This is a genomic window from Dyadobacter sp. HNCC25DJ184, from assembly GCF_056895215.1.
This window is the reverse complement of the sequence record NZ_JBXHAQ010000013.1, coordinates 1-23,986: the sequence shown is the minus strand read 5'-3', so window position 1 is coordinate 23,986 and position 23,986 is coordinate 1. Positions and strand designations below refer to the sequence as shown.

Here is a 23,986-nt window from a genome sequence, read left to right as displayed (position 1 = left end):
ACTTCTTTAATGGAGCGATTCAGGTGGTTAACGTAGACAGATACGCATGTAGCAACTTTAGTTAAAGACTTTTCAACAACTTTGCGGATCTATTATGGCGTCAAAATAATTCAAGTCTCCGAGATCATTCTAAATCTGGTATCGATCACCAAATCTTTCCAAAACGGTGCCAGTACCGCTCCTACCAATAATTCATTGATTTATTGACGATATGCTTTTTCGGTAAAAAAAAGTAGTCCGGCTTTCGAACCCGTTACGTATCACCTTAATTCCCTCCTTCATATGGATGGCTCCGCCTGTACCAAAACACAAGTTCAAAACAGCCCAATCCTAATACATATCCTTACAGTCCGCCTATTTTTAATCAAGGATTTTCCGTTGCAGGAAAAAATGAAATCGTTATTGAACCCGGAATAACTGAACAGTCGACACAGGCTGACCGTCATCCGTAACACCCTGAATCACCACTCGCAGCGTTCGAACTGCGTCTGACAACGGAAAGCGGAGCTGGCTGCGTCCATGACTATCGGTTATCATGATTGGTTTCCAGTATAGAACATCCCTCTGATCGACCGGGCCGGAAATAGCGTCGGCGTTTACCTCCACATCGTAGCGCGGAACATAAAATTGGCGGTGAACCGAAGGATAACCAATGAATTGAATCGGCATCATACCCTCCTTTGGTTCCGACCTTACCTGCATTGACCGAGCGCGTTTGGTATAGAAAGCAATTACGCTATTCCCTCCCCTAACTCCATATATACCAGCCGTACCAGCACTTTTCAGGACTTCTATCCGCTCAATATCTCTGGAATTAAAGTTCATCAACACATTTCCGTCAGGGTCTTGAACTGGCACACCATCCATCAAATACAATGGCTGCGTTCCACTTTTAAAGCTGCTCATACCCCTTATGTAAACCCTATACCCCGGCGGCAACGGCGGCCCGCCTGGCGTTGGTATAGTTCGTACAACCGTCACTCCAGCCAGTCGCCCCTGCATCATTTCATACAGATTTGAGTAAACTGGGGATTTATCATCAAAGGTGATGACGGCATCGGCGTCATTGTGCAAACTTCGCCTTTGAATATCATCGGGTCTTTCATCAGCTTTTGGCGCTCGCACAGTCACTTCATTCAGCAATTCGACCGTTTTGTCACGGTAAAAATCTGCATTCGCTTGCTGCCGGATTCGGGCAGCTTCCAGTTGAGCCGACAACATAGACCAGTTTTGCGCAATGGCTAATTTACCAGACTCCCATCGTTTGCCTGGCTCTTCCTGAACCAAAAAAGCTTCCTTAGGAGAAAAAATTTTAAACTGTCGGTTAGCGAGTTGTAACATCAACTGGACCGTATCGACAATGGCCATTCCATTCATCCGAAAGCGCCCCTGTTCGTCAGTGCCCGCCGATTTTACAAACGATTGACCTGGCTTTGTCGAGGCAACGATAATCTGTGCGCCGGGTATCGGTTCATTTTTAGCATTTACAATACGGCCTTTTATAGATATACCGTCGAGTATTTCAGTTTCAGGTGTCCCACCTACCCTTCGCCAACCCTGCGTCAGCAGCAGGTCGTCCAGAGCCTTACGGGTTTCGGCAGAATGGTTCATTACATATTGCTTCGGATTTTCGATACGTCCCCGAAGCTCCCCAGTCAGCAATAAATGGGCTTGAAAAGAAGCGCCAGTGGTATCCTCAGACACTTTATCAACATCGGTAATCGACGCCGATAAAGCTGCTAATGCATTTGATCCGCTATCATCCAGACTTACCCTCAAAATAACCTCTTCTCGGGGCCGATATCGTGTTTTGTTTAAACCCAATACCACACTTACCGGCGCATTGAATTCGGGCACAAAAATCAGTCGCTCGGCATGAGGCTTTTTGAAAGCATCATAAAGGGTGATTTGCGCAAGTCCCGGAAACCAGGTCATCATCGGCAAGCTTATCTTTGCTACGCCATTTTCCAAGATAATTTTTCGCTGATCTACCACACGGCCACGTTGCTGAATCAGAATATATGCGGAGTCCGTGATGGCGCGTTTAGAGGACATTATGGTCAATGCGAGACGGGTTGTATCACTGATGGCATCGGCTGAAAGCAATAGTCCTTCCGTTTCAGGTTTGGGCAAAGGGATGAGTTGAACCTGGTTGTTATACGTTACCTCGGCATAGTAAACCCGCTGAGAATTGGGTTGTATCGATAGGCTAGTCATCCCCCGCTGATCGGTCCTGAAATGAACTACCTCAGCTCCCAGATCGTCGACAATTCGTCCGGCGATAGCCAAGCCATTACCATTTGGATGAACTATTTTGACGCCTAAACGCGCTGAAAAGCCAGAAATCCAGCGACCACCTTCGGGTAAAACCTGAACGTCTGGTTGCTGAGCAACAGAATCTTCAGGTACCGATATATCGTTCCGAAACAGGTTATAGACGGCCACAGACCGCTCGAACGCCGGCCGTCGCTGTGAATCGTCTTCATCAGTATAAGCACGGAGGCGATAGGTTCCAGTCATGAGGGTATCAGAAAGTCGGAAACTACCTTCACCTCGACCGTCAACGATATGTACCCACTGATGCTGCACTAGTTTCCCACTTGAAGTGAGCATATCTACATGCATGACAGTTTCGCCAGCGGCTCGCTGGTAATTGGCTGCATCTAGTAAGTAGGTGCTCATCCAGAGCCGGTCCCCCGTGACATAAACGGGTTTATCGATGTGTACGTAAATTGAAGGAGCCAGCACAGTAAATCGCTCTTTGAAAGCCGCAGCAATACTAGCTATGCAGGTGTCAGGAGTTGCAAGCTTTCCCTGAGCAGCCAACGGGCCATTCGCAAGCATCTCTTTCTGATCAGCTTCGGGTTTCCAATCAGCAGGCAACATAGTCGATAGCCTGTCATTACCCATCGAGCCTTTCGCTTCCATGCCCTCAGGCTTCGTAATAACCCCGTCGACGGTCATTTGCATCTGTCCGTTTGGCAATTTAATTTCTGTATATGCGTAACGAGCATCTGGATATGGCGAAAAACCCGAGGAAGCATTTGTATAGAATATGATCAATTTTTGCGGCGAAACCAGTCGGCGTTCTATCGATAATTGTCCCGGTTGAATCAACGTAGGAGCCTTTACTGGAACCAACCGCTTGTAATCGTTCACAGCAGCGGCAAGGGTAATTGACCTGGTTTCCGTGGAGATCGGCTTGTTCACATCTTCCTCATAAACCAGAAAGCCAGCCTGCTCGAAGGTATTATCAATCAGGGTCGTCATCAAATGTCGGATAGATCCCTTGTAGGCGATTAGTCGGTTATGCCGAAATCGCTCAGCTTGTCGCTCGTTATCGGGTTTTAGCTCTTCGAAACGCGCAGTACCTGCAGAAAAAACCTTTCCTGATGTAGTGGCATCGAAATGTTGCAAATCATAAATCAGCCGATAACCCAGGGCCTGATTATCAACAATTAAAGCTTCACTAGCCGTCGCATACAGATGGCCTTTTTCTTCTTTGAAATTTAGTACTTCACTGTTTACCAGCAAACACTGCCCTCCGAACGGCTCTCCGAAAAACTGCTTTTTAAACTCCCGTAAATGTCGTTCCCAACGCTTCGGATTACCCCGAACTATCACGGCATCAAGCGTCTGCACATTTGGTTGCAGCCGAAAATTGGCTCTTTGTGCAGACGTATTATCAAATCTTAATGTGCGTTTGTCAGGCTGATAGCCAATAAACGAAGCAACAACTTCAACCGTACCAAGCGAATTAACAGTAAGAGTATATGCTCCATTTTGGTCGGCTACAGCTCCCCGGGTGCTGCCATTGACATATACATTGGCAAATGGCATGGGTTTTCCAGTTGCAGCATCTTCTACATAGCCGGACAGAACGGCTGACTTTTGCCCGTAAGCCATCGGGAGCGCTACCAAATTTAGCAGCACAAAAGTTATCCACCCTAAGAAGAACGAGGAACGCATGGTTATAAATTATGCTCTACAAAGAACTTTGCCACGTAAATATACCTAACGACTGAATACGGGGTGGCACGTCGATAATTGAACAGGAGTTACCATCAAAAATGAAGGTTATTTATTGCGTTTATTCACACAAAAAACATCGTGAAAATTTTTGTTAACTGAACAATCCTGATTCGCAGATAAATAAATTACGATTGCAGCCAATAATTAGAACCAATATTTTTTCAAAATTTAGAAAGAGGCACCGTTCAACCGGGTATCCCAGCATCCACCGATCCGATTTGCCTGTTGATCGAATATAGCGAATGATTAGTCCGGAAGCCTTATAGCTTTGGTACAGGTAAAATTATTCACGCTTAATCTGTAGAATTATGGAAAACACCGGACTATCTTTTAAATACGAACTTGAAAAAAAGACGCCTCGTATTGCCGCGGGGGGTATTACCCGCGGTGCTTCTGTTAAAGACTTTCCTGCGTCGATAGGTATAGCCGGCGTGTCAATGCGCTTGCAGCCTGGTGGCATGAGAGAACTTCACTGGCACGCCAACGCAGCTGAATGGGCATATGTAATTTCGGGCAGTGCACGTACCACGATAATCCACCCCGACGGCAATACCTACGTCGATAATTTCAGCCCTGGAGATGTCTGGTATTTTCCAAAGGGTTATGGCCATTCCATCCAGGCAACGGGAGATACAGAATGTCACTTTATTCTGATTTTCGATAATGGAAATTTCTCAGAAGATCACACTTTCAGTGTCACTGATTTCATCGCTTCTATGCCGCCAGAGGTTGTAGCACAAAATCTTGGGCTCACGTTAGACGAAGTGAGCAAGTTGCCCCACAGCGAAGCGTATTTTGCTCTCGGTGCCAATCCCGACGAAAATAGTGCCATAGCTTTGCAAAGACCTGCATCAGAATTGACCAGCATGCACCGCTACCCACTTGAAGCGCAGCAGCCGCGATTAATACCGGGCGGAGGAACGCAGCGAGTGGTATCTATGAAAGAATTTCCGATTAGCACGACAATGACAGGTTCAGTAATTGAGTTGCAACCTGGCGCTTTGCGCGAAATGCACTGGCACCCCAATGCAGACGAATGGCAGTACTATTTATCGGGGAAGGCAGAGATGACTGTCTTCCTGGCCGAAGCTACAGCTGTAACTGAAAATTTCAATGCAGGCGATGTTGGGTATGTTCCCATGGGAGCCGGGCATTATATCAAAAATACGGGTACAACGGTTTGTCGTATTCTGATTGGTTTCAATAGCGGTCATTACGAAGCCATCGATCTGAGTGAATGGCTGGCTGGCAATCCCAGAGATGTGATTGAAACTAACTTCGGAATTGGTGCTGATATTTTGGATAAAATGCCTCACCATAAATTATTCGCAGTACCTGCTACCCGAAAAAATCAGTGAAGCCGAGGTCCAGTACTCACGGGGAGAAGCCGGAAGAGGTACTCGTTCAGCAACGGCTTATGACGATTCTGGCGCTCATTGCGGGATTCTGCGATTCTTATGGCCTGATACACTTCAAAACGTACGTTTCATTTATGAGCGGCAACACCACGCAAGCGGGATTCGCACTGGGACAAAGCGATTTGCCTGGTGCTTACCTTGCGCTAACAGCAATTTCGTTGTTTGCAGCGGGGATATTTGCTGCGACCATTTTCTCCGGTCGAAAATGGTATAATCGTCGGTGGATACCCTACGCAATTGTAGCGACGCTTCTCGCCCTTGGTAGCTTGCTTGTCGATTTTACTAAAGCGAAAAATTATGAGGAAGTTGCGCTGCTGAGTTTTGCTTTAGGATATATGAACAATACACTGACACAGGTGGGCAGCGAATCTGTTAACGCGGATTTTGTAACGGGCAATCTTAGCAAAACCATGCAGCATCTCGCGTTTGCGTTAGAAAAGAAGCCAATGATTAACGCAGCCGGCAAATGGGACACGCACTGGTATAGAGCCAAACTGCTAATTGCCGTATGGATATGCTTTCTGTCAGGTGCTTTTCTTTGTGTATTCGTTGCAGGATCGCTTGGCAAATTTATACTCCTGCCGCCTATTTTGGCACTACTGCTATGTCCGGCATTTCTACGCAAGTATAGGTCGATTGGCCACTAAAATTGTTTTTTTGCGATCCTGGATTGTAGTAGCTGCATTTTTCAAAAGACGTCTTTTCGCCCGTGGCCCAAACAGTGGTAACAGCTCTGGCGAAATGACGTCTTTCTCTGGTTTTAATGCTGTGCTAGAGGCTATGATCCGAACGTAGTATTTGCTTCTCTTATGTGAGTCTGTTGACATCCGATTTTAATGCCTTCAGATTCGGAGCAATCATTCATTTTCCACTTTGCAGCCATGGTTTCAACGCTTTTGCTACCAGGGGCATCACAACCCACGTCAACAGCGTAACCATACTTGTTGCAACAATGAGTACCCGGATCACTAAAGGAAGTGGCTGGATATAGGGGCCGATTATAAGCGACAGAAACAGGCTGGTCGGAAAAACACCACATAATGTCGCCACTGCCATCTTCCAGCGAGGAGGAGGCGTGGGGGAACGGAACCAGGCTTCTAACCCGGACAATTGACGATAAACTGGCTCTTCTGTCAGCGTGGAAGCGTAGGTTTCCCATTCTTTGAAAAGCTGGGAATTGTAGAAGGCATCGCGCTCCGCTTCATCAGCAAAAGTCCTGAGAATACCAATTTCCTGGCTGTCGGTTCCTGGTAATGGAGAGATCATCCCGGCACCTTGCACTCCACCATGCAAAAATGATTCACCAAGAAAATGACGGAGGGCGTCTTTGAATTCTTTTTCCTTCCCGGGAAGAACTTTACGTGTAATTGCGACGTGTATTGGCATCAGTTTTCCGATTTGACTTTCCTGCTCAGGCAATGATTTTCTTGTAAACACTTTCCGCTTCCTGAATTGCTTTCAAGCATATATCTCTGACGGTATTCAAGCAGCTTTGTAAATGTTCAGAATCTGAGTCCGGCTCTTCCAGCAGATCCAGATGACTTTCCAAAATCGGAGTCAAACCCATGATTCCGATACTCGTTTTCATGTTATGAGCGATCCTTCCCAGAGAAGCAAAATCTTTTTGATCCAGTGCAGACTGAAGGTTATCTAAATCCTGAGGTATACATTTAACAAACTGGGCGATGACAATTTTCTCGTACTCAATATTCCCCCGGCTGATCTCTTTCATTGGCCCGAGATTTATAAACTTATTTTCGGTCGAAGCTCCGATAAATTCTTCATACACATCCACATTAGTGATTCCAGGAACAAATTTGCGGATCAGTTCAAACAGGGCATTTTCATTGATCGGCTTCGAGATATACTCGTTCATCCCATGACTAAGGGATTTCTCTCTTTCTCCGGCCATGGCATGAGCCGTCATGGCGATAATTGGCAATTCCAAGCCCAAATCATCACGAATGATACCGGTTGCAGTATAGCCATCCATTTCCGGCATTTGTATGTCCATCAAAACGAGATTATACTGTTCTTTTTTCAAAATTTCAATTGCCTGCGATCCGCTGGAAACAATATCGAAAGATGCGTTCCATTGCGTAAGCAAATGTCTCATAAGGCTTTGGTTCATTGTATTATCATCCACCACCAAAAGCTTTACCGCCAGATTTATGCTGCTTTTTAAACGCTCCAAATCTTGCTCCGGGGCCTCTGAAATTTGCTCCGGGGCTATCTGATATGGAATATAAAATGTGAAAGAAGTACCTTTCCCGGCTTCACTCTGCACTTCAATCTCCCCCTTCTGCAACGCGATCAGGTTTTTAACAATAGACAACCCCAATCCTGTCCCGCCATAGTTTCTCGTTATTGTATCCTCTGCCTGGCTAAACCGTTCGAATATACTGTCCAGTTTTTCCTTACCAATCCCGATTCCTTTGTCTGAAACAGTAAAGTATAGTTCGATGAACTCTCCTGATACTTTTTTAGAATATACCGTCAATTCGATTTCACCAGCATCGCTGAATTTCAGTGCATTACCAAGTAAATTCACAAGTATTTGAGTTAGGCGAGTAGCATCACCGATCAACGTATCTGGTATATCCGAATTAATCCGGCTCGATAAAGTCAACCCCTTTTCCTTAACTCTTTCCCCGAACAAAGTTTCGATCGAATGCAACAGCCCCCGCACGCTAAATGGGTTATTTACAATCCTCATCATCCCGGCCTCAATTTTGGACAGGTCTAGAATATCGTTAATAATCTCTAACAAGTTTTCGCCCGCCAACTGAATCGAGCTTACAAATTCAGAGCTGTCCATATCGAGATTTTTTCTTTTCAAAAGGTTGGTAAATCCCAAAATGGAATTAAGTGGTGTACGTATTTCATGACTCATATTAGCAAGGAAATTCTCTTTCACCTGCAAGGCTTCCATCGCAGTTTTTTCGGATAAGTCAAGCCTTGCGATAAGATCATTTTGTTTGCGAAACTGTCTGATAATCAACCAACAACCACTACCGCAGCTGATAAGAAGCAGTGTAATGTATATGTTGCCAAATATCCTCGCTTTTCTGCCTCCCTCACCAATGCGGCTACTTAATGCCTGCATTGACTTTTGGCGACTATCATAAATCTGATGGGTTGCCACCATGATCTCGTCTGATGTAATTCTGGCTTGTGGATTGGCGATCAAACTCGTGTCATTCATTTCACCCGTCCTCAGAAACCGGCTCATTAAATGATTTTTGATTCGGATCTTGTTGCTAGCCAGAACCTCCAGCCGGTCCAGGTATTGCCGCGTTTTAATATCATGACTGGTTGCCTTTAAGGTATCCAGAAACCCGTTAACTTCATTGATCTTCTGATCAACTCCCTCAAGGTGCGAAGTATCTCCCGTAGCGATGGCAGCACGAATACGACTTTCCACCCCTAGAAGATCCCGGTCTATAGTTCGAAGGTGATTACTGATGACGAGCTCACGTAAAAGCTCATCATTCCCTTTTTGCAGGGAAGTCAGGTTCTCCGAGGAGTTATAAGTTACCACCGTTAGAACAACAGCTGCAACAATAAACGCCGACAGAATGTAGTATGCAAAATATTTGTTGGCCATATTGATTTCGATAGGTGCATTTGTTAGCAACAAAATAGCTCAAAAAATATGTACACGCGTTTCATTTGTCGCTGAACAGGCAAAACCAGTCGTTGAAACAACTCCCGGTTCAAAATACATTAATTCTGTTGTTAAGCGCTTTGCGATAAGCATCCGCCACCGGAACATACTTTCCACCAACGACCAGACCGCCTTCCTGAAAAGTGTCAATTTTGCTCACTGCTACGATGTAAGAACGATGAACTCGTAGGAATTTGGTGCTGGGTAAACGTTCCTCAGCCGATTTCAAGGTTCCATGGATCGCGTAAAATGTTTGAGTTGTATAAAATTTTACGTAGTCGCCCATAGCCTCCGCATATAGAATATCATCAAATTTAAGCCTTCTCATGATATTGGAGTCTCTAACGAAGATAAATTCGTCATTAACCAGCTGCACCCTATCATTTTTACTACCTAGTATTTCCCGCGCCTTCCCTACCGCCTGTAAAAATCTGGCAGGTGTAAATGGTTTGACCAAATAGTCGGCCACATTTAACTCAAAGGCCTCGACGGCATATTCCTTTTTGGATGTTGTAAAAATGATGACCATGCCATTACTATTCAAGCTCCTGGTCAATTCGAGTCCAGACATCTCGGGCATTTCAATATCAAGAAATAATATGTCTACCTCATTTCGCTGTAAAAACTGATATGCTTCCAAAGCGTCACAACATTCTCCTGCAACCACAAGATCAGATACGTGTGTAGCCAACTGGCTCAACGTTGCGCGCGCGATGAGATTGTCGTCAACAATTAAACATTTCATTGAGTGAGGCAGAGTATAGGTTGTCAAATGGTTTGGCTTACTATGGAAAGTACAAAAGCGAAGTTACCAAATTTGACGTAAAAGGCCTGAAACAGTCGTCAGAATCACTTTTTCAGTAACATATAGCAAAAATACCGCTGATATACATGGTTTTCGAAAAAGGATGCTAACAATCGGCAACTTGTCGATTGTTAGCAGCGCGATTGGAAGGATGGACTTTGCCTGTACTTTAATTTTATTGATGTCGACCAAGCAGGCCGGTCTCCCCTGATTCCAATACTTGCTTTCATCACCCAAATGTTTTAAGATTTTATTTCGAGTCCTCTTAGATGGCCTGAAATTATACTCGCACTCTTCTGACCGATATGCTATTCTACGAGCTTACAAATACCTGCAACAAAAAAATCAAAGGAAGCAGAGGCGAGCATGATATATCGACGTTTATTTTCAGCGTGATGTCATTTTGGTTACCTGATCAGAAAACCGCGTCACCGGCCCATTGAAGACTTGCACAACCAACCTATAACCGCTTAATAACAAACGAGTTGTAACTTGGCAAAAACGATATTTATTAATAATATTTATGTTCTTAACCGGACATCGTTGTCGGCAATTATTTGCTGATATAATCAGTATTGGTATGCGCCGATTCCGAAGCAACAAACATAAAAATTGAAGTCATAAAGATTTCATCTCGTCTGTCTAAATTAAACAACTATGCAATTTCCAAACAGAATAATCAAAGAAGGAGAAACTGACATTAACATCGTCAAAGCCATTCAAAACAGACTTAAAGAGGTTGGGATTGGCGATTTAAGCGGAACTGGTATTTTCGGACCCAAGACAACTTCCGCAGTGAAGCAGTTTCAGGCGTTACACCGTGATGCGCATGGGACACCACTTATCTCAGACGGGAAGATCGGATCCATTACCTGGGGCGTCCTTTTCAATACTGATCCGCTAGCCGAGGCTCCCGCGCAACAAGCAGACAGTCCTCTTTTAATCAGAGCAGTAGAGGTGGCTATAACTCAAATCGGCGTGATGGAAAACCCGCCCGGATCCAATAAAGGAAGGGATATCAAGATGTATATGGAAAGTGCTGGCTCACGCGAGGGACTTTTTTGGTGTGCCGGTTTCGTTTACTGGTGTTTCAATGAGGCAGCCCGACAATTAGGAAGGCCGAATCCAGTTGTCAGAACAGTTGGTTGCCTGGATCATTGGAGAAAGACAACTGCGAACAAAATTCTGAAAAATCAGGCGATCCAGGATCCATCACTGATCCGTCCCGGTAGTATTTTCATCAAAGATCACGGTCAAGGAATGGGCCATACGGGCATCATCGAAAGTGTGGAAAACGGATTTGTAAAAACAATTGAAGGAAATAGTAATAGCAGTGGAAGCAGCAATGGTCTAGGTGTTTTTCGCCTGAATTTCAGAAAGATTAATTCAATCGAAAAAGGTTTTATTATATATAACTGAGACCTTTGAGATGAGAAAAATCTTCTGATAATACAGAATAAATTGTATATCAATTAGTTATAAAAAAACTCGTCTAAACCTTCTCGTGTCGGGATGTTTTAGGGTAACATTTTATAACTGGTTAACCATTATGGTTGGCGCGAAGTCTACATGTAATGCAGAACTAGAACCCAATTCGAGCTCACCTTCAATAGCTAACAATCCACTGTATATCAACTATTTAGAAAGAACACTGACAGGCGATCGAGCATCAACCCCAGCTAGTTGAATACCGCGTTGGATATAATCTTTACCGCTGTGGTCTGCCTATTTTCAGCATCAAAACTTACCCTGAAATTACTGGCCTGGAACATGCTGACCATAGACTTTACTGATGGAGAACTACGCGGCTTGATTTGAAACGTAATCCAGTTGATACGATCCTGTTTGGCCAAATAAACCAGCCTACGCAAGGCATCAGTGCAAAATTGAAAATCGCCATCCAAATCCTCGATCACGATTGAATCGTCAGCTCGTCTGCGTGCCAAAATCGTAAAGTCAACATCATCTTCGCTCCACTCCACCCTACACATTTCAATTATGATTGTCCTGTCCGAGCGCGTGTAGTAACTGCGACAGACGAAGTCCTCCCCTTTCTCTGTTGTGCCTAAAAAACTGGTCATCTCAGCATAGGGCGCATGATTTACAAGATGCCGTATCCGTGCCAGCCGCAGCTCAGCCATAGTCAGTTTTAACTGAAGCGTTTCGTTTTGGCTGAAAAGTTTTTGAAGCTGCTGTTGCAATTCGACAATGCGCTTCCGTGATTCTACAAAAAACATAAGTCCTCTAAGCGACCGGTGAATAGATGTGAAGTTTCGAGTATTCCACAAACACCGAATCAATTCTGTTTCATTGATCCATAAAAAGGGATAAGGGGCCTCACTCCTTCCCACATAACCCGAACTCCATTGAAATACAAGCTTTTACCAAAAAGCTTGATAACCAATTTTCGGTTTGCAAATATCCTCTTGGCTCATAGAATTTGAAATACCTTTTTTATGGTATATAAATGGATAGGTACCCTTAAAAAAGGTATTTGCGTCTCCATTATATCGCCAAGTCCAACTATTTATCAACTATTTTAGAAGTTCGGATGATTGTACAGATCGAAACTGAGCTAGGTCTAATCTAAAAATTTTTGATGGTAGAACGGGTCAGTCCGTCTACTTTGAGTTAGTAGAAAGATTATACTTAACACCTTTAACAAGGTAATTTGAGCAAAGTGGACTGTGATTATAGGGTCATGTGTTTCAAAAAGATCTAATATTGCAAACATTATCCACACCTATTCCGAACAATCATGGAAAAACGTATTACCAAATCCGCGATAGCGATCATTTTTGACGACCACAAAATTTTCTCGACGTCATTCGCTATGCTTCTGGAACGCACTGGTTTGTTTTCCCTGGTTCAGGTCTTTAACGAAGAGGAGGACGTTGTAAACTTTTTTGTACAAAATCAACTTGACAACACTTTCCTTTTTATGGACTACTTTATTCCAAATTGCAATACAATCTACGTCATGAACGACATCCGGAGGTTCTGTCCAACTGTAAAAGTCATTATGGTCAGTAGTCTTTCCAACCCTTTGCTGATACGGAAAATATTACTAAACAAGGTGGACGGCTTCATCAGCAAAACTGATGGAGCAGATGAAGTATTGGCTTGCATACGTGCTTTGTCTGCAAAGGAAAGCTACCAATCACCTCAGATAAAACAATTTCTAAGTTCCGAAGATGGCAATACTGTCACCTTAGATCTCACATCACGTGAGCTTGAAATACTGACTCACTTGTCGTGGAGTAAAAGTGTGGACCAAATATCCGAACTACTGAATATAAGCAAACACACAGTCATAACGCACAGGAGAAATCTTTTAGCGAAAACCGGGTACAGCTCAGTTACTGATCTTGTGGCGTACGCCATTCGTGCGGGCATAGTCGCACATGACTGAGATTGGACAGAGCCATACGGATGATACTTAATACTAAAGAATGTCAATATCTGCCATAACACGCCTGACCAAGAAATGCTTCAACGCGGGGTATATTCCATTGGTATTCCTAGTAATCACTTAACGAATATTCACCACCGTCACTGATATTTTCCTTACACGATCCCTCTGTACAGAACGCTCTTCATGACAGAGTCAGCTCCCTGATCAAACGATATCAGTCTTAAACAATTCAGTGAACCAATGTCGATTTCATTTATATGAACCAAATTGAGCAACCTCTTGGCTTCATCATAAAGGAATATTAACTTTACAAGTTAAGATAAGACTATTTCATACAAAAATAGTACAATACAGGTGACTTATTAGGCTTTGAAGTGTCACAAGAAATACTTGGTTCAATCATTTGATCCGCCTAACCATGAAATATCTATCAATTTTCCTTCTAATCATTGCTCCGTTTGTATCTGTTTCGCAAATTTCCGGAGATGTGAGCAGCGAGCTACCCGATTCACTCAGACCGGCAGACATTAACAACATTTCTTACGTTGAAGCAAAAAAAATTCTTAGATACTCCGCGTTTATACGATTCGAGACTGAAAATGAAAACAAGCAGATAGAGGAACTTTGCAATAGATTTATTCCCCTAATTAAAAAACTGAAGACGAGTGACGAAAAACTAGATCATGTCATGACGATCGTAACATTCTGGCACAATCGATATGCTAACAGAGAAATCTACACCAAAAGCAATATTTTAGATTCCTCTCTGAAATATACCGAAATATATCGAAAATATATCAAAAAAGACTCCAAAAATTATGAAGCAAATCTTGCCAAATATTATGCTCTTAAAGGTAGTTTAATGAACACAAAAAAGAATTACCCGGAAGCCTATACTTGTATTCGGCGTGCGATAGAAATTTATAAAAAACAAAACGACTCCACATTCATCTGTTTTCTATACAGAACCCTTTCAAATATGCACAATGAATTGGAATTATTCCCCCAAACAGTCATGTATTGCGACAGTGCATTACTATACTCTTCAAATTCGGGCAATAAGACCCAGTTTCAGTCATACACCTTCCCAAACATTTTAATTTACAAATCATATGCATTTTGTAGTCTTTACGCTACTACCAAGATGAAACAGCACAGTGATTCTGTCATTAGCAATGTCAATAAAGTGATTAGAAGTACCAACGTCTCGAAATACAGATCAACTGCATTCGATATTTTGGCAAGGCTGAATTACCATCAGGGAAACTACCTCAGAAGCATCTCATTTACTGACAGCTCATTGGCTCTCTCGCGCGGAAAGGAGCTCAATGAAGACCAAATCAATAGTCTTTTGTTTAAGGCACTCTGTTTGATTAAAATTGGAAAAAAAAATGAGGGAATAGCTATAATCAAAAAAAATAAAATTCAGGGAACGGGTCCCGAGGCCGGCAAAATATTACAGGAGCTCTATAAATCTGAAAAGGAAAAAGGAAATTTAGGCAACGCCATTTCGTATCTGGAACGTCTTCAAAAATTTCAGGATTCTTCCAGAACCTTAAAGGCCAGGGGGCAAATTTTTGAGATTCAACAGAAATACGATATCGCCTCCAGGGATTTACAAATTCAGCAGCTAAGGGAAAAACAAAAAAGAAATAAATTGATTGCTGGCGGCATTGGACTTGTAGTCTGTTTTTCGGTCCTGCAGCTAGGTATGCGTTTTTTAAACAACCAAAAGAAAACGCGCTTTCTGATTGATCAGATTAATGAGTTAACCGAATTACAGATACAGCGGATTGAGGATGGAAAAGAGAAAGAACGACGGCGAATCGGTCAGGAACTGCATGATGATCTGTCTGGTGCGATAGCTGCCAGCGTTCGATACTTGCGGATGATCGCGGAAGATGATACAAAAAGGGAAAATAAAATTGGATTGTCAGCAATTTCTGACATGCTGGAGAAAGGCTATGATAAGGCCAGAGGAAAGTCGCATGAGTTGTATATGGAAGAGACTGACAAAAATTTCTGGAATGGACTTACCCAAAATATTGACCTATTCCTCGCGGCAACGAACATAAAACTAAGCCTGAATCGGGAAACTTCGGATCTGATTCTGACCCCAGAGGAAAAAACGACCATTCTTCTTATTATCAGAGAGAGCGTTACAAACGTAATCAAGCATTCTAAGGCTTCAGAGCTGGAAATACTAATTTATTCTGAATTCCAAAAACTGATATTGGAAATAAGTGATAACGGTAAAGGAATGTCATCCAAATTTGATTCGAAAAATGTCGGATTAAGATCCATTAGTGAGAGGGTTTCGAAGTTAAATGGAACTTTGAGGATCCGCGCTCAGAATCCTACAGGAACAAACCTCACAGTTGAAATTCCTGTTAAAGAACAGTTATATTCTGCTATGAGTCACGAATTCTCGCCTTAAAAAACACCGAAAAAACTTTCTTAGGCGAGACTTTTCGCGTCAGTCGTTGATATTAACACCTATCGGTAAGGGATCATCATCCAGAATACGTTATTCCCGAAAAAGACAAGCGCATAACATCCTTGGTTTAATTGCTTTTCTTAAAAGTCATGAAAAGTCTGCTAATCTTTCTTCTGACAGTTTTTCATTTATGTGCATTTGCCCAAATTTCGAAAAACACTAATAGCCAGCTACCAGACTCAATCCGCCCGGGCAATTTAGATAGAATCTCTTACCACGAGGCAAGAAAAATCCTGAAATACGCTACATATACCCGATTCAAGTCTCCAAAGGAAGACCTTGAAATTGAGCGACTGTGTGGCAGCTTTACGCCAGTATATAAAACTCTAAAAACAGAGGACGAAAAACTAAATCATTTGGTGCTAGTGAGTACATTCTGGCTCTTTCGATATGACAACAATCAGGTTCATCCAGAAAAAAGAATGTTGGATTCTTCTTCCAAGTATACAGAGATATATAGGAAAAATATTCAGAAGGAGGGAAAAAAATACAAACGTAATCTTGCCAAATACTATAGCGCCAAAGCTACATTGCTGGCAAAAGAAAAGCAATACTCAGGATCTTATGACTTCATCCAGAGAGCGTTAAAAATTTATCGAGATGAAAAAGACTCTTTATCAATCTGTTTTCTATACAATGTACTTTCTGTATTGCATAATGAATTAGAGCTGTACCCACAATCAATTATGTTTTGCGATAGTGCACTGAAATATTCTTATGTTTTAAATAAAAAAGACAATAACTCTGTAAGATCATACAATGGTCGCGTAACAGGAGTATTAATTAGCAAGGCATATGCATTCTGTAGTATGTACATCGGCACAAATAAAGAAATTTACAAGGATTCCGTAATTAGCAATGTGAGAAAAATTCTTGAAATAGCTAATTATGACAGACCCCGATCAATAGCATATGACATCCTGGCGAGGATCAATTATCATCAAAAAAATTATACAAACAGCATTTCCTTAATTGACAGTTCTTTAGCTCAGGTCCGAGGGACGGAACTTAATGAAGATCAAATCAATAGTTTGATATTTAAAGCACTTTGCTTGATCAAAATCGGAAAAAAAGCTGAAGGCTTAGCTCTAATAAAAAATAATAAAATTCAGGGAACTGGCCCCGATGCCGGTAAAATACTGAAGGAACTATATAGAGCCGAAAAAGAAAAAGGAAATTTGAAAAGTGCACTTGTATACCTTGAACGGCTTCAAAATTTTCAGGATTCTGCCATATCTTCAAAGACCAGAGGGCAAATTTTCGAGATTCAACAAAAATATGATATCGCCACCAGAGATTTGCATATTGGGCAACTGAGGGAAGAGGAAAAAAGAAATAGGTTAATTATTGGAAGTGTTGGCATATCTATATTTTTTCTAGGCCTGTTGATGGGGATTCGGTATAGAAACAACTTAAGGAAAACGAATTTGCTGGTTAGTCAACTCAATGATCTGACAGAATTGCAAATCCTGCGAATTGAGGATGAAAGGGAGCAAGAACGAAAGCGTATAGGGCAAGAGCTGCACGATGACCTATCGGGAACAATAGCTGCTGGAGTTCGTTACTTACGGATGATGACTGAAGATGAGTCTATCAATAAAAATAAAATTCAGATTTCCGAAATCTCGGATATGCTTGAAAGCGCATATAATAAGGCTCGGGGAAAATCTCACGAGCTGTATCTGGAAGAAAATGACGAGAATTTTTGGAAAATACTTGAAAGCAATATTGATCTCTTTTTTGCGGGAACTACGATGAAAGTAAGTTTGAATCGCAAAACTTTTGATATAATTCTCACAACAGAACAGAAAACCGCTATTCTTCTTGTAATAAGAGAGAGTATTACAAATGTAATCAAGCACTCAAATGCTTCGGAAGTAGAGATATTAATTTACGCCGGGCGGGAGATACTGGTACTGGAGGTGAAGGACAACGGCAAAGGAATGTTACTCGGCTCCGGTTCAAAAAATGTCGGCTTACGATCTATTCATGAAAGAGTTTCAAAATTAAACGGCAAAATGTCAGCTCAACCACGGCAACCATCCGGAACAAATCTAAGAGTTGAAATTCCAACGGAAATTAAATCCTCCGTGACCAACGCCAAGCGTGACTAACTTTGGCAACATCATTTGACCAATAAACGTGAGAGAGTATATCAATGTAACCTAAATCCAGGGTTCGCAGTAATCCGTCTCGTATGGCAAGGCCGCTGTTGGGCAATAATATAACCAGCATTAAAACAGCAAGGGCCTCTTCCAAGGAATAGTAGAAAATCTCGAAGTCTGCCCTTACTCTGCAACATCTATTGGTCAAAAAAATTGATTTCTTCGTCGTCGTTGTTATTCAGAAAGTTATACTCATTGCCCAAGTTATCCGACGAGATTGACCCTAATAATGATAAAACCCCATTCGTACCACCCGGCCTAAGCTGTATTGTAAACGCAAGTCTCCTCTGGGAATTTTTAGGAATAATGCTGTTGGTTTTGAAAACGTAATAGTTTGGGTCATTGAGCTCAACACGCCATATACTATTCTGAACAGATAAACCTGATTGTGAAATTGTCTGGGAAGGATTGTAAAAGAAACTCGCCTCGCTTAACTTATTATTCCTGCGAATCCTCACCACAACCTCCCCGTTGGAGCCTCCACGATTGCTAACTTCCAAAACAGATACCAGTATTTCAACGGTCGTGTTACCGTGAATGATGGACGGAGTAACAGATATTCTCGGCACAAAATCTGGTAAAGTATTGGGATCGAGCATTTCCCACTGTTGATTAGGTGTGCCCAAAGAACCTGAGCGATTATAAATAATCATCCGGGTATTTTCTGCGGTCGCCCCCCCTGGATTATCGATTACTCTTTGACCCGACATGGTACTTTGGATCAAATAACGGTCATTTCCCACACCAAGTATATTCCACAACTGGTAAGCATGATCATCGATTTCTCCCTGAACCACATTGGTCAAAACGGCCTGATCTCCCCCCTTTATCTCAATGGCTTTGCCGCTGTTTCTGTTTGTAACCCGGTATTGACCGACATTTCCCCGAATAGCCCACTGCTGATTGAAGGAGTTATTCAATTTATTTTGAACGATATACGCCTGATCGCCAACACTGGTATTTTCAATACCAAGATACTTACCACTTTGCACATTCCGGATCAGAACATATTGAACCGGTCCGGATGCCACATCAAACACGGCAGTTTTCTCCTCCGCATTTTGTCCAAAAATGTCAGTCATCTTTATTTTTGCCGTGTACTGCCCGTCCACATAATCTGCACTAAATACAATCTTTCGCTGCTGGGGAATGGTATCAGTCCGATTATATATCTCCGCGCCGACGCTGTTGACAATGCTTACGTTGGTGATCCACTGAGGACTTTTCGCCTGGTTTACGCTCCACTGCAAGGTAGCTATATGGTCAACCCAGCTGGCCGTGAAAGAGGTTATTTCGCCCACGGTTAACACAGGTAAATCTCCTTGCCCCAACTGGTGTCCAAGGTCAAGAGTCCGGTTGGCTCCTCCCCCATATTCTGCGCTGCGCGTAGCATTTCCCCCGTGCTCCATAAAGTATGCATCCTCAGTTGCGTCATAACCCGCATTAAAACTCCAGTGATAGGACCCATTCCTTTTTACATCAGCCTGACTGTCATTGGCCACACTGTATTGACTCTGTGGCTTCACCCAATCCCCATCGACGGTCATGCCCCAGCAATCCTTAAAAAAGGCTTTCCGCGGATTACGACCATCATTTGCAGCACCGTTTCCGTTCCAGTTCTCTAGAAATGCGTCATCACTTGTGCCCAGATAATTCGATCCGGCAAACGGCCTGCTCAGCGTGCTCATATGGGTCCACTTATCATTCGTAAGATCGTGAAAGAAAACGGCTATGTTCAAATCTTTACCTTTCTTATACGAACGGGTGACCATGTTATACCACCTGTCTTTCGCCCATTTTAACTGGTCATTGGTTGTTTTGGATCCTGTCCCCTCTCCTCCGAAACTTTCAGAAGTAGTTCCCGGACCGACATAATCTACCCCTGAATATATTCCTGCAGACTCATCCGGATTCCATTGCGATGCGATAAAAATATTGGAAGTCGCATATTTCGTATCCGGTGTCTGTTGTATCCCCCCATATCCGCCTGACCAGTTCTGGACTGCAAAGTAACTTGTCATGGCCGACTCCTTCACTTTCACTTTGTTCATCATCAAAGCCACATTCGTGTTAAAATTGTAGTAAATATGCATTGAAGGTGCTGCATTTTCCTGGGCCATCAGTGACAAGCAGGCCAGATACAAACAAATAAATATTGCTCCAATCGTTTTCATGATGCATGTTATGTCTGTGCTTTAAATAATCCCCCGGATCTTCATTCTAAGCTCTTACATACCTGTCCAAATTTTAGAACCATGGGATCAAAAAACCAGACTCCGACAAACAAGACGCTTATTTGACTGCTCAAGAATTTTTTTTACACTCCCATATTTACTTATTTTCTGACAACTACCTTGTGTGTGTATTGTGCGCCGCGTTTTCCAATAATTCTCACGATATAAATCCCGTTGGCAAGGCCCTTAACATTGATCCCATCATCAGGAACACGCCCAGCGTGGTAGACCGTATTACCGCCCATATTAATCAGCGAAACAGACTTTACCCCTTCCAAGGAAGAATACTTGACGAAAAGCACCTCGGAGACCGGGTTAGGAAAAACAGATACCGCCACACTCCACTCAAAATTCACTGATTGCAAACGGCTATACGTATACGTCCCATCTTTGTCCACCATTTTTAGTCGATAATAATTAGAGCCAGCTATCGGGGCCTGGTCAGAAAAGCTGTAATCCTGTCGGGTCACACTTTCGCCCTTCGAGCCCACCGTACCAATCTTAACCCACTCTTTGCCGGTATTACTCCGCTCGATATCGAATCGCTCACTGTTGATCTCTTCCGTTGTTGCCCAGCTTAAATTTGCGGTATTACCTTCTTTGACAGCATCAAAACTGATCAGCTTCACGGGAAGTGGTGCCGAGGTAAACAGTTCAGTCTTGTCATCGGTTGGTACGCTGTTCAAAAGGTCGCCAGGAGGCACCATGTTTACTTTGAAGCCGACATCGTTGGCCGTAGATGCCGACGTAGCGGGCAAATCAGCAAAGATAATCGGGTATATCTCATCCTCAACAACGATCACATCTTTCGAAGTCCCCTGAAAAACACCCGTTGACGCATTGTAACTCCAGTTAAACAAAGCCGCACCAGTACCAGATGGCTGTATTCCGCTGCCATCAAGCTTACCCAGCGTGACATTGATAACCATAAAGTTACTGGCCAAATCATCCGAGCTTATCAAATGGCTGCCTTGCTCTGCCTGAAAATCGAAGCTGATCGTCGTTTTGCCAGGAAAGCTAGTTGGAGAAGGCGACATATTGGGATTATCAACGGCCATATCTACTGCCTGAGAAAATGCTGACGTCCCAACAGAAACATGTACTGCGCAGAAAAAAATGAATTTTAGAATATTTTTCATAATCTGATTGGTTAATTATTGAAGAACCTGACTTCTTCGTCATCGTTATTGTTGAGAATATTGCTTTCTCCACCGACGTTTCCGGAAGGAATCGAAGCTAATACCGACAATATACCATCGGCACCACCAGGCCGCAGCTGAATGGTAAACGCCAAACGTCGTTGGGAGTTTTTGGGGATAACCGTGCTGGTTTTGAAAATGTAGTAACTCGCGTTGCTCTGGTCAACAGTCCAGATACTGTTTTGCACAGACAGTCCCGCAGTAGAGGTGGTCTGCCCCGCATTATAGGCAAAGGTCCCATCTGCCAGTTTTGCATTCTTGTGCACCTGCACCGTGATCTCTCCACTCGATGGCGCCTTGTTGCTTACTTCCATTACCGAAACTAGCACTTCAATGGCAGTATTACCATGCGTAATGGAAGGGGTTACCGTAATTCGGGGTGTCAGATCCGGTACAAGGGCCGTAATCGTTCCAAAAGTAAATGCAGTGTAGTTATCAGGAATCACCCCGTTTGCTGTAATGGTCCCAGTGGTAGCCAATGCACCAGTGGTACCTCCAGCTGCGCCAAGGTTTTCCCACTTGCTCGCAGCGGCATTGTAACCTACTACAACCAGTCTTGAAAGTGTCCCAGCAGTTAATGCAGCCAGGTCACTTTCTGTATCCCAGCTTAAAGTAAGGTTAACCGAAAGTGCACCGTTGATATCCCAATATTCCTTCGTACTCACTGAGCTCAGGCCAGTTCCAAGGTTGGCGGCAGGAAAAGGTGCGCCCGCAGGCAGCATGGCAACATCCGGGTTGAAATACCAGTAGGCTGCCTGAAACCGTGCCGATGAGGAAGGTGCAGAAATACCCGCAGTGCGAAGCTTTAAGCCATCGCCAACCGGAAATACAAAAGCCGTGCTTCCATCCTTTTCTGCATAACCGTCTACATGTGATGCCGCCGAAGCGCCGGTGTAAGTCGAACCCTGGGTAAAATAGGCACTGCTGGTAGCCGGTGTGCTACGGGGTGTGACAATGTAGCCCGTCCCGAATTCCAGCTGACTATAGATCCCATAATATCCGCCAGAATAGGTCTGTACTGTGCTGTATATTTTGCTCCCCTGGCCATGGCTTGCCACGGCCACACTAAAAAGCAAAAGTGTGTGATATAGTTTCCTATACATAATTTTGTTTTTTTATTGTCAATATTGTTACAGTGCCGTTCGAAATATCAAACATTCAATCCACCAGATTACCGGACAATTTCAGGTAAAACCCTGATAATAAAACCCTGGTAAAATGATTAACCCTACAATAATTATTGACTAATCACCAAAGCAGAAATACGTGATTTTAGGGCGTCTGCATCGCTTGAAAACGCACCACCATAGGTACTTCCGTCTCGATTCACAAATGCGGCATATACCCACGTTCTTGCCTGAAGTTTTATGGTATGCGATCCCGCTGGCAACGTCAAAACAAGTTGACAGGTAACCGGAATAGGCATTCTGTTAAGTGAATGACTGGTGGTTTTAAAGTCAGTGCCAGAAAAGAAGCCAGAGGTCCTTTTTGTTCCGTCTACAACAATATCCATCGCTCCCTGGATTGTATTGTCAGGATTTTGAGAAACAAAGTATCCGATTCCCGTGACAAGAACCTTAGACGATGCAGAGGTTGTTGTGAAGGTTACAAATGCCCCTGGAATATCTGTGGCACTAGAACTATTTTCGCTCAGCCCCAGTTCTGTGGTTCCAATTGCCTGATAAACTGACGAATAGCCTGGTGTTGAAGAGATTGATGTGCCGGATTTCAAAACCCCGTTTGCGTCAATCAGCACTGACTTGTCATTTGCATTTGTTGAAGTTTGTAATCCCTCAATTTTAACCGGATCGGCTGCATCCTTTACATGCAACTTGTTGGTAGGGGCAGCCTGGTTTATTCCCATATTCCCATTCTGTAAAATCACCGTGCGTTGGGCACTGGTTCCTTCCACGTCAAGAACTGCGTTGGTGGTAATGTTCCCTGGATTTGCGCCAACTTTAACCTGCGCATGTGCAGCAATACTGCCTGCCATTATCATCGACGAAATGGCTAGTACGCGAATATCCTTCGCTGGTTTTTTGAAAAACTGTTTCATTCCGTTGTCATTTAAATAAAAAAAACATTTGACTGACCTTTTTAAATTGTTAACTGTTTGCGCGCTCATAAATAAATTGCTATTAGATAATGTATTGTCAAATCGAAGATTGTCTTGCCAGGCTATCTGGTTTCGCAAGTCTAAATCATTGTTTACCTCCGACGGTACAAAGGTCATGATAAGCCCCCCTCCTTAAAATACCTCTTCGATCGTAAATTTGTCAAAACTCATACCTTAAATAAGGTAGTATATGCGAATTAGATACATTTATATTACTAGAGGTAACATAAAATCTAATATGTTTGGCTAAGACTCCTCGCATCTTGTATGCCGATAATTACTGTGAAATAACTTCTTTCTGACGCAAGTGATTCTGATAACATCACAAGACTGAAAAGGTAGCTTTCGACTCAGCCCGGAACCCCTGCATCACTGATTTTCATCGAATAAACTCACTAAAAAAGCACGATCTGTATTTGATTCAGGAAAGGTAAATAT

Annotated in this window: 15 protein-coding genes; 6 read left to right on the top strand and 9 right to left on the bottom strand. The window is 43.1% G+C overall.

The genetic code is table 11. The annotated features are described in order from the left end of the window. Positions 1-399: 399 nt before the first annotated feature. Positions 400-3,969, bottom strand: coding sequence for a carboxypeptidase-like regulatory domain-containing protein (locus AC1XUD_RS18785; protein ID WP_483362583.1), 3,570 nt, complete (start codon positions 3,967-3,969; stop codon positions 400-402). Between the two features lie 371 nt (positions 3,970-4,340). Between AC1XUD_RS18785 and AC1XUD_RS18780 the strand changes: the two genes are divergently transcribed. Together AC1XUD_RS18780 and AC1XUD_RS18775 are read left to right on the top strand one after the other, a co-directional pair. Continuing rightward, the gene (locus AC1XUD_RS18780) at positions 4,341-5,390 is read left to right on the top strand and encodes a cupin domain-containing protein (RefSeq protein WP_483362582.1); all 1,050 of its coding nucleotides are present in this window, start codon (positions 4,341-4,343) and stop codon (positions 5,388-5,390) included. Continuing rightward, positions 5,387-6,097, top strand: a complete 711-nt coding sequence (locus AC1XUD_RS18775) for a YoaK family protein (protein ID WP_483362581.1) — start codon at positions 5,387-5,389, stop codon at positions 6,095-6,097. The genes AC1XUD_RS18780 and AC1XUD_RS18775 overlap by 4 nt, the downstream gene beginning before the upstream one ends. A 214-nt stretch (positions 6,098-6,311) precedes the next feature. Here AC1XUD_RS18775 and AC1XUD_RS18770 read toward each other — a convergent pair whose 3' ends face one another. From AC1XUD_RS18770 to AC1XUD_RS18760, 3 genes are all read right to left on the bottom strand, one after another. Beyond that, a complete protein-coding gene (locus tag AC1XUD_RS18770; protein WP_483362580.1) occupies positions 6,312-6,836 on the bottom strand; it encodes an antibiotic biosynthesis monooxygenase in 525 nt (174 codons plus the stop codon). A gap of 25 nt (positions 6,837-6,861) precedes the next feature. Further along, entirely contained in the window at positions 6,862-9,057 is a 2,196-nt protein-coding gene (locus AC1XUD_RS18765) for a hybrid sensor histidine kinase/response regulator (protein ID WP_483362579.1), read from the bottom strand. 109 nt (positions 9,058-9,166) lie between these two features. After that, positions 9,167-9,862: a LytR/AlgR family response regulator transcription factor gene (locus AC1XUD_RS18760; protein WP_483362578.1), complete on the bottom strand. Its 696-nt coding sequence runs from the start codon at positions 9,860-9,862 to the stop codon at positions 9,167-9,169. Positions 9,863-10,579: 717 nt separating this feature from the next. Between AC1XUD_RS18760 and AC1XUD_RS18755 the strand changes: the two genes are divergently transcribed. Further along, entirely contained in the window at positions 10,580-11,341 is a 762-nt protein-coding gene (locus AC1XUD_RS18755; RefSeq protein WP_483362577.1) for a CHAP domain-containing protein, read from the top strand. Between the two features lie 260 nt (positions 11,342-11,601). Here AC1XUD_RS18755 and AC1XUD_RS18750 read toward each other — a convergent pair whose 3' ends face one another. Next, positions 11,602-12,210: a hypothetical protein gene (locus tag AC1XUD_RS18750; protein WP_483362576.1), complete on the bottom strand. Its 609-nt coding sequence runs from the start codon at positions 12,208-12,210 to the stop codon at positions 11,602-11,604. Positions 12,211-12,680: 470 nt separating this feature from the next. Here AC1XUD_RS18750 and AC1XUD_RS18745 point away from each other — a divergent pair, with 470 nt between their 5' ends. From AC1XUD_RS18745 to AC1XUD_RS18735, 3 genes are all read left to right on the top strand, one after another. Beyond that, the gene (locus AC1XUD_RS18745) at positions 12,681-13,334 is read left to right on the top strand and encodes a LuxR C-terminal-related transcriptional regulator (protein WP_483362575.1); all 654 of its coding nucleotides are present in this window, start codon (positions 12,681-12,683) and stop codon (positions 13,332-13,334) included. Between the two features lie 421 nt (positions 13,335-13,755). Beyond that, positions 13,756-15,774 carry a tetratricopeptide repeat-containing sensor histidine kinase gene (locus tag AC1XUD_RS18740; RefSeq protein WP_483362574.1) on the top strand — a complete coding sequence of 673 codons (2,019 nt, stop codon included), beginning with the start codon at positions 13,756-13,758 and terminating at the stop codon, positions 15,772-15,774. A gap of 149 nt (positions 15,775-15,923) precedes the next feature. Then, positions 15,924-17,948 carry a tetratricopeptide repeat-containing sensor histidine kinase gene (locus tag AC1XUD_RS18735; RefSeq protein WP_483362573.1) on the top strand — a complete coding sequence of 675 codons (2,025 nt, stop codon included), beginning with the start codon at positions 15,924-15,926 and terminating at the stop codon, positions 17,946-17,948. A gap of 188 nt (positions 17,949-18,136) precedes the next feature. On the opposite strand, the gene AC1XUD_RS18730 is transcribed toward AC1XUD_RS18735, so the two are convergent. From AC1XUD_RS18730 to AC1XUD_RS18715, 4 genes are all read right to left on the bottom strand, one after another. Beyond that, a complete protein-coding gene (locus tag AC1XUD_RS18730) occupies positions 18,137-20,173 on the bottom strand; it encodes a DUF3472 domain-containing protein (protein WP_483362572.1) in 2,037 nt (678 codons plus the stop codon). Positions 20,174-20,334: 161 nt separating this feature from the next. Continuing rightward, on the bottom strand, positions 20,335-21,372 hold the full coding sequence (locus AC1XUD_RS18725; protein WP_483362571.1) for a T9SS type A sorting domain-containing protein: 1,038 nt from the start codon (positions 21,370-21,372) through the stop codon (positions 20,335-20,337). A gap of 11 nt (positions 21,373-21,383) precedes the next feature. Beyond that, entirely contained in the window at positions 21,384-22,535 is a 1,152-nt protein-coding gene (locus AC1XUD_RS18720) for a hypothetical protein (RefSeq protein ID WP_483362570.1), read from the bottom strand. Positions 22,536-22,669: 134 nt separating this feature from the next. Next, positions 22,670-23,488, bottom strand: a complete 819-nt coding sequence (locus AC1XUD_RS18715) for a hypothetical protein (protein ID WP_483362569.1) — start codon at positions 23,486-23,488, stop codon at positions 22,670-22,672. Positions 23,489-23,986 lie beyond the last annotated feature (498 nt).

Bases quoted from the DNA above. Each gene is read 5' to 3' on its own strand.
- AC1XUD_RS18785 (WP_483362583.1), bottom strand. From the start codon at position 3,969: ATGCGTTCCTCGTTCTTCTTAGGGTGGATAACTTTTGTGCTGCTAAAT.
- AC1XUD_RS18780 (WP_483362582.1), top strand. From the start codon at position 4,341: ATGGAAAACACCGGACTATCTTTTAAATACGAACTTGAAAAAAAGACG.
- AC1XUD_RS18770 (WP_483362580.1), bottom strand. From the start codon at position 6,836: ATGCCAATACACGTCGCAATTACACGTAAAGTTCTTCCCGGGAAGGAA.
- AC1XUD_RS18765 (WP_483362579.1), bottom strand. From the start codon at position 9,057: ATGGCCAACAAATATTTTGCATACTACATTCTGTCGGCGTTTATTGTT.
- AC1XUD_RS18760 (WP_483362578.1), bottom strand. From the start codon at position 9,862: ATGAAATGTTTAATTGTTGACGACAATCTCATCGCGCGCGCAACGTTG.
- AC1XUD_RS18755 (WP_483362577.1), top strand. From the start codon at position 10,580: ATGCAATTTCCAAACAGAATAATCAAAGAAGGAGAAACTGACATTAAC.
- AC1XUD_RS18745 (WP_483362575.1), top strand. From the start codon at position 12,681: ATGGAAAAACGTATTACCAAATCCGCGATAGCGATCATTTTTGACGAC.
- AC1XUD_RS18740 (WP_483362574.1), top strand. From the start codon at position 13,756: ATGAAATATCTATCAATTTTCCTTCTAATCATTGCTCCGTTTGTATCT.
- AC1XUD_RS18735 (WP_483362573.1), top strand. From the start codon at position 15,924: ATGAAAAGTCTGCTAATCTTTCTTCTGACAGTTTTTCATTTATGTGCA.
- AC1XUD_RS18730 (WP_483362572.1), bottom strand. From the start codon at position 20,173: ATGAAAACGATTGGAGCAATATTTATTTGTTTGTATCTGGCCTGCTTG.
- AC1XUD_RS18725 (WP_483362571.1), bottom strand. From the start codon at position 21,372: ATGAAAAATATTCTAAAATTCATTTTTTTCTGCGCAGTACATGTTTCT.
- AC1XUD_RS18720 (WP_483362570.1), bottom strand. From the start codon at position 22,535: ATGTATAGGAAACTATATCACACACTTTTGCTTTTTAGTGTGGCCGTG.
- AC1XUD_RS18715 (WP_483362569.1), bottom strand. From the start codon at position 23,488: ATGAAACAGTTTTTCAAAAAACCAGCGAAGGATATTCGCGTACTAGCC.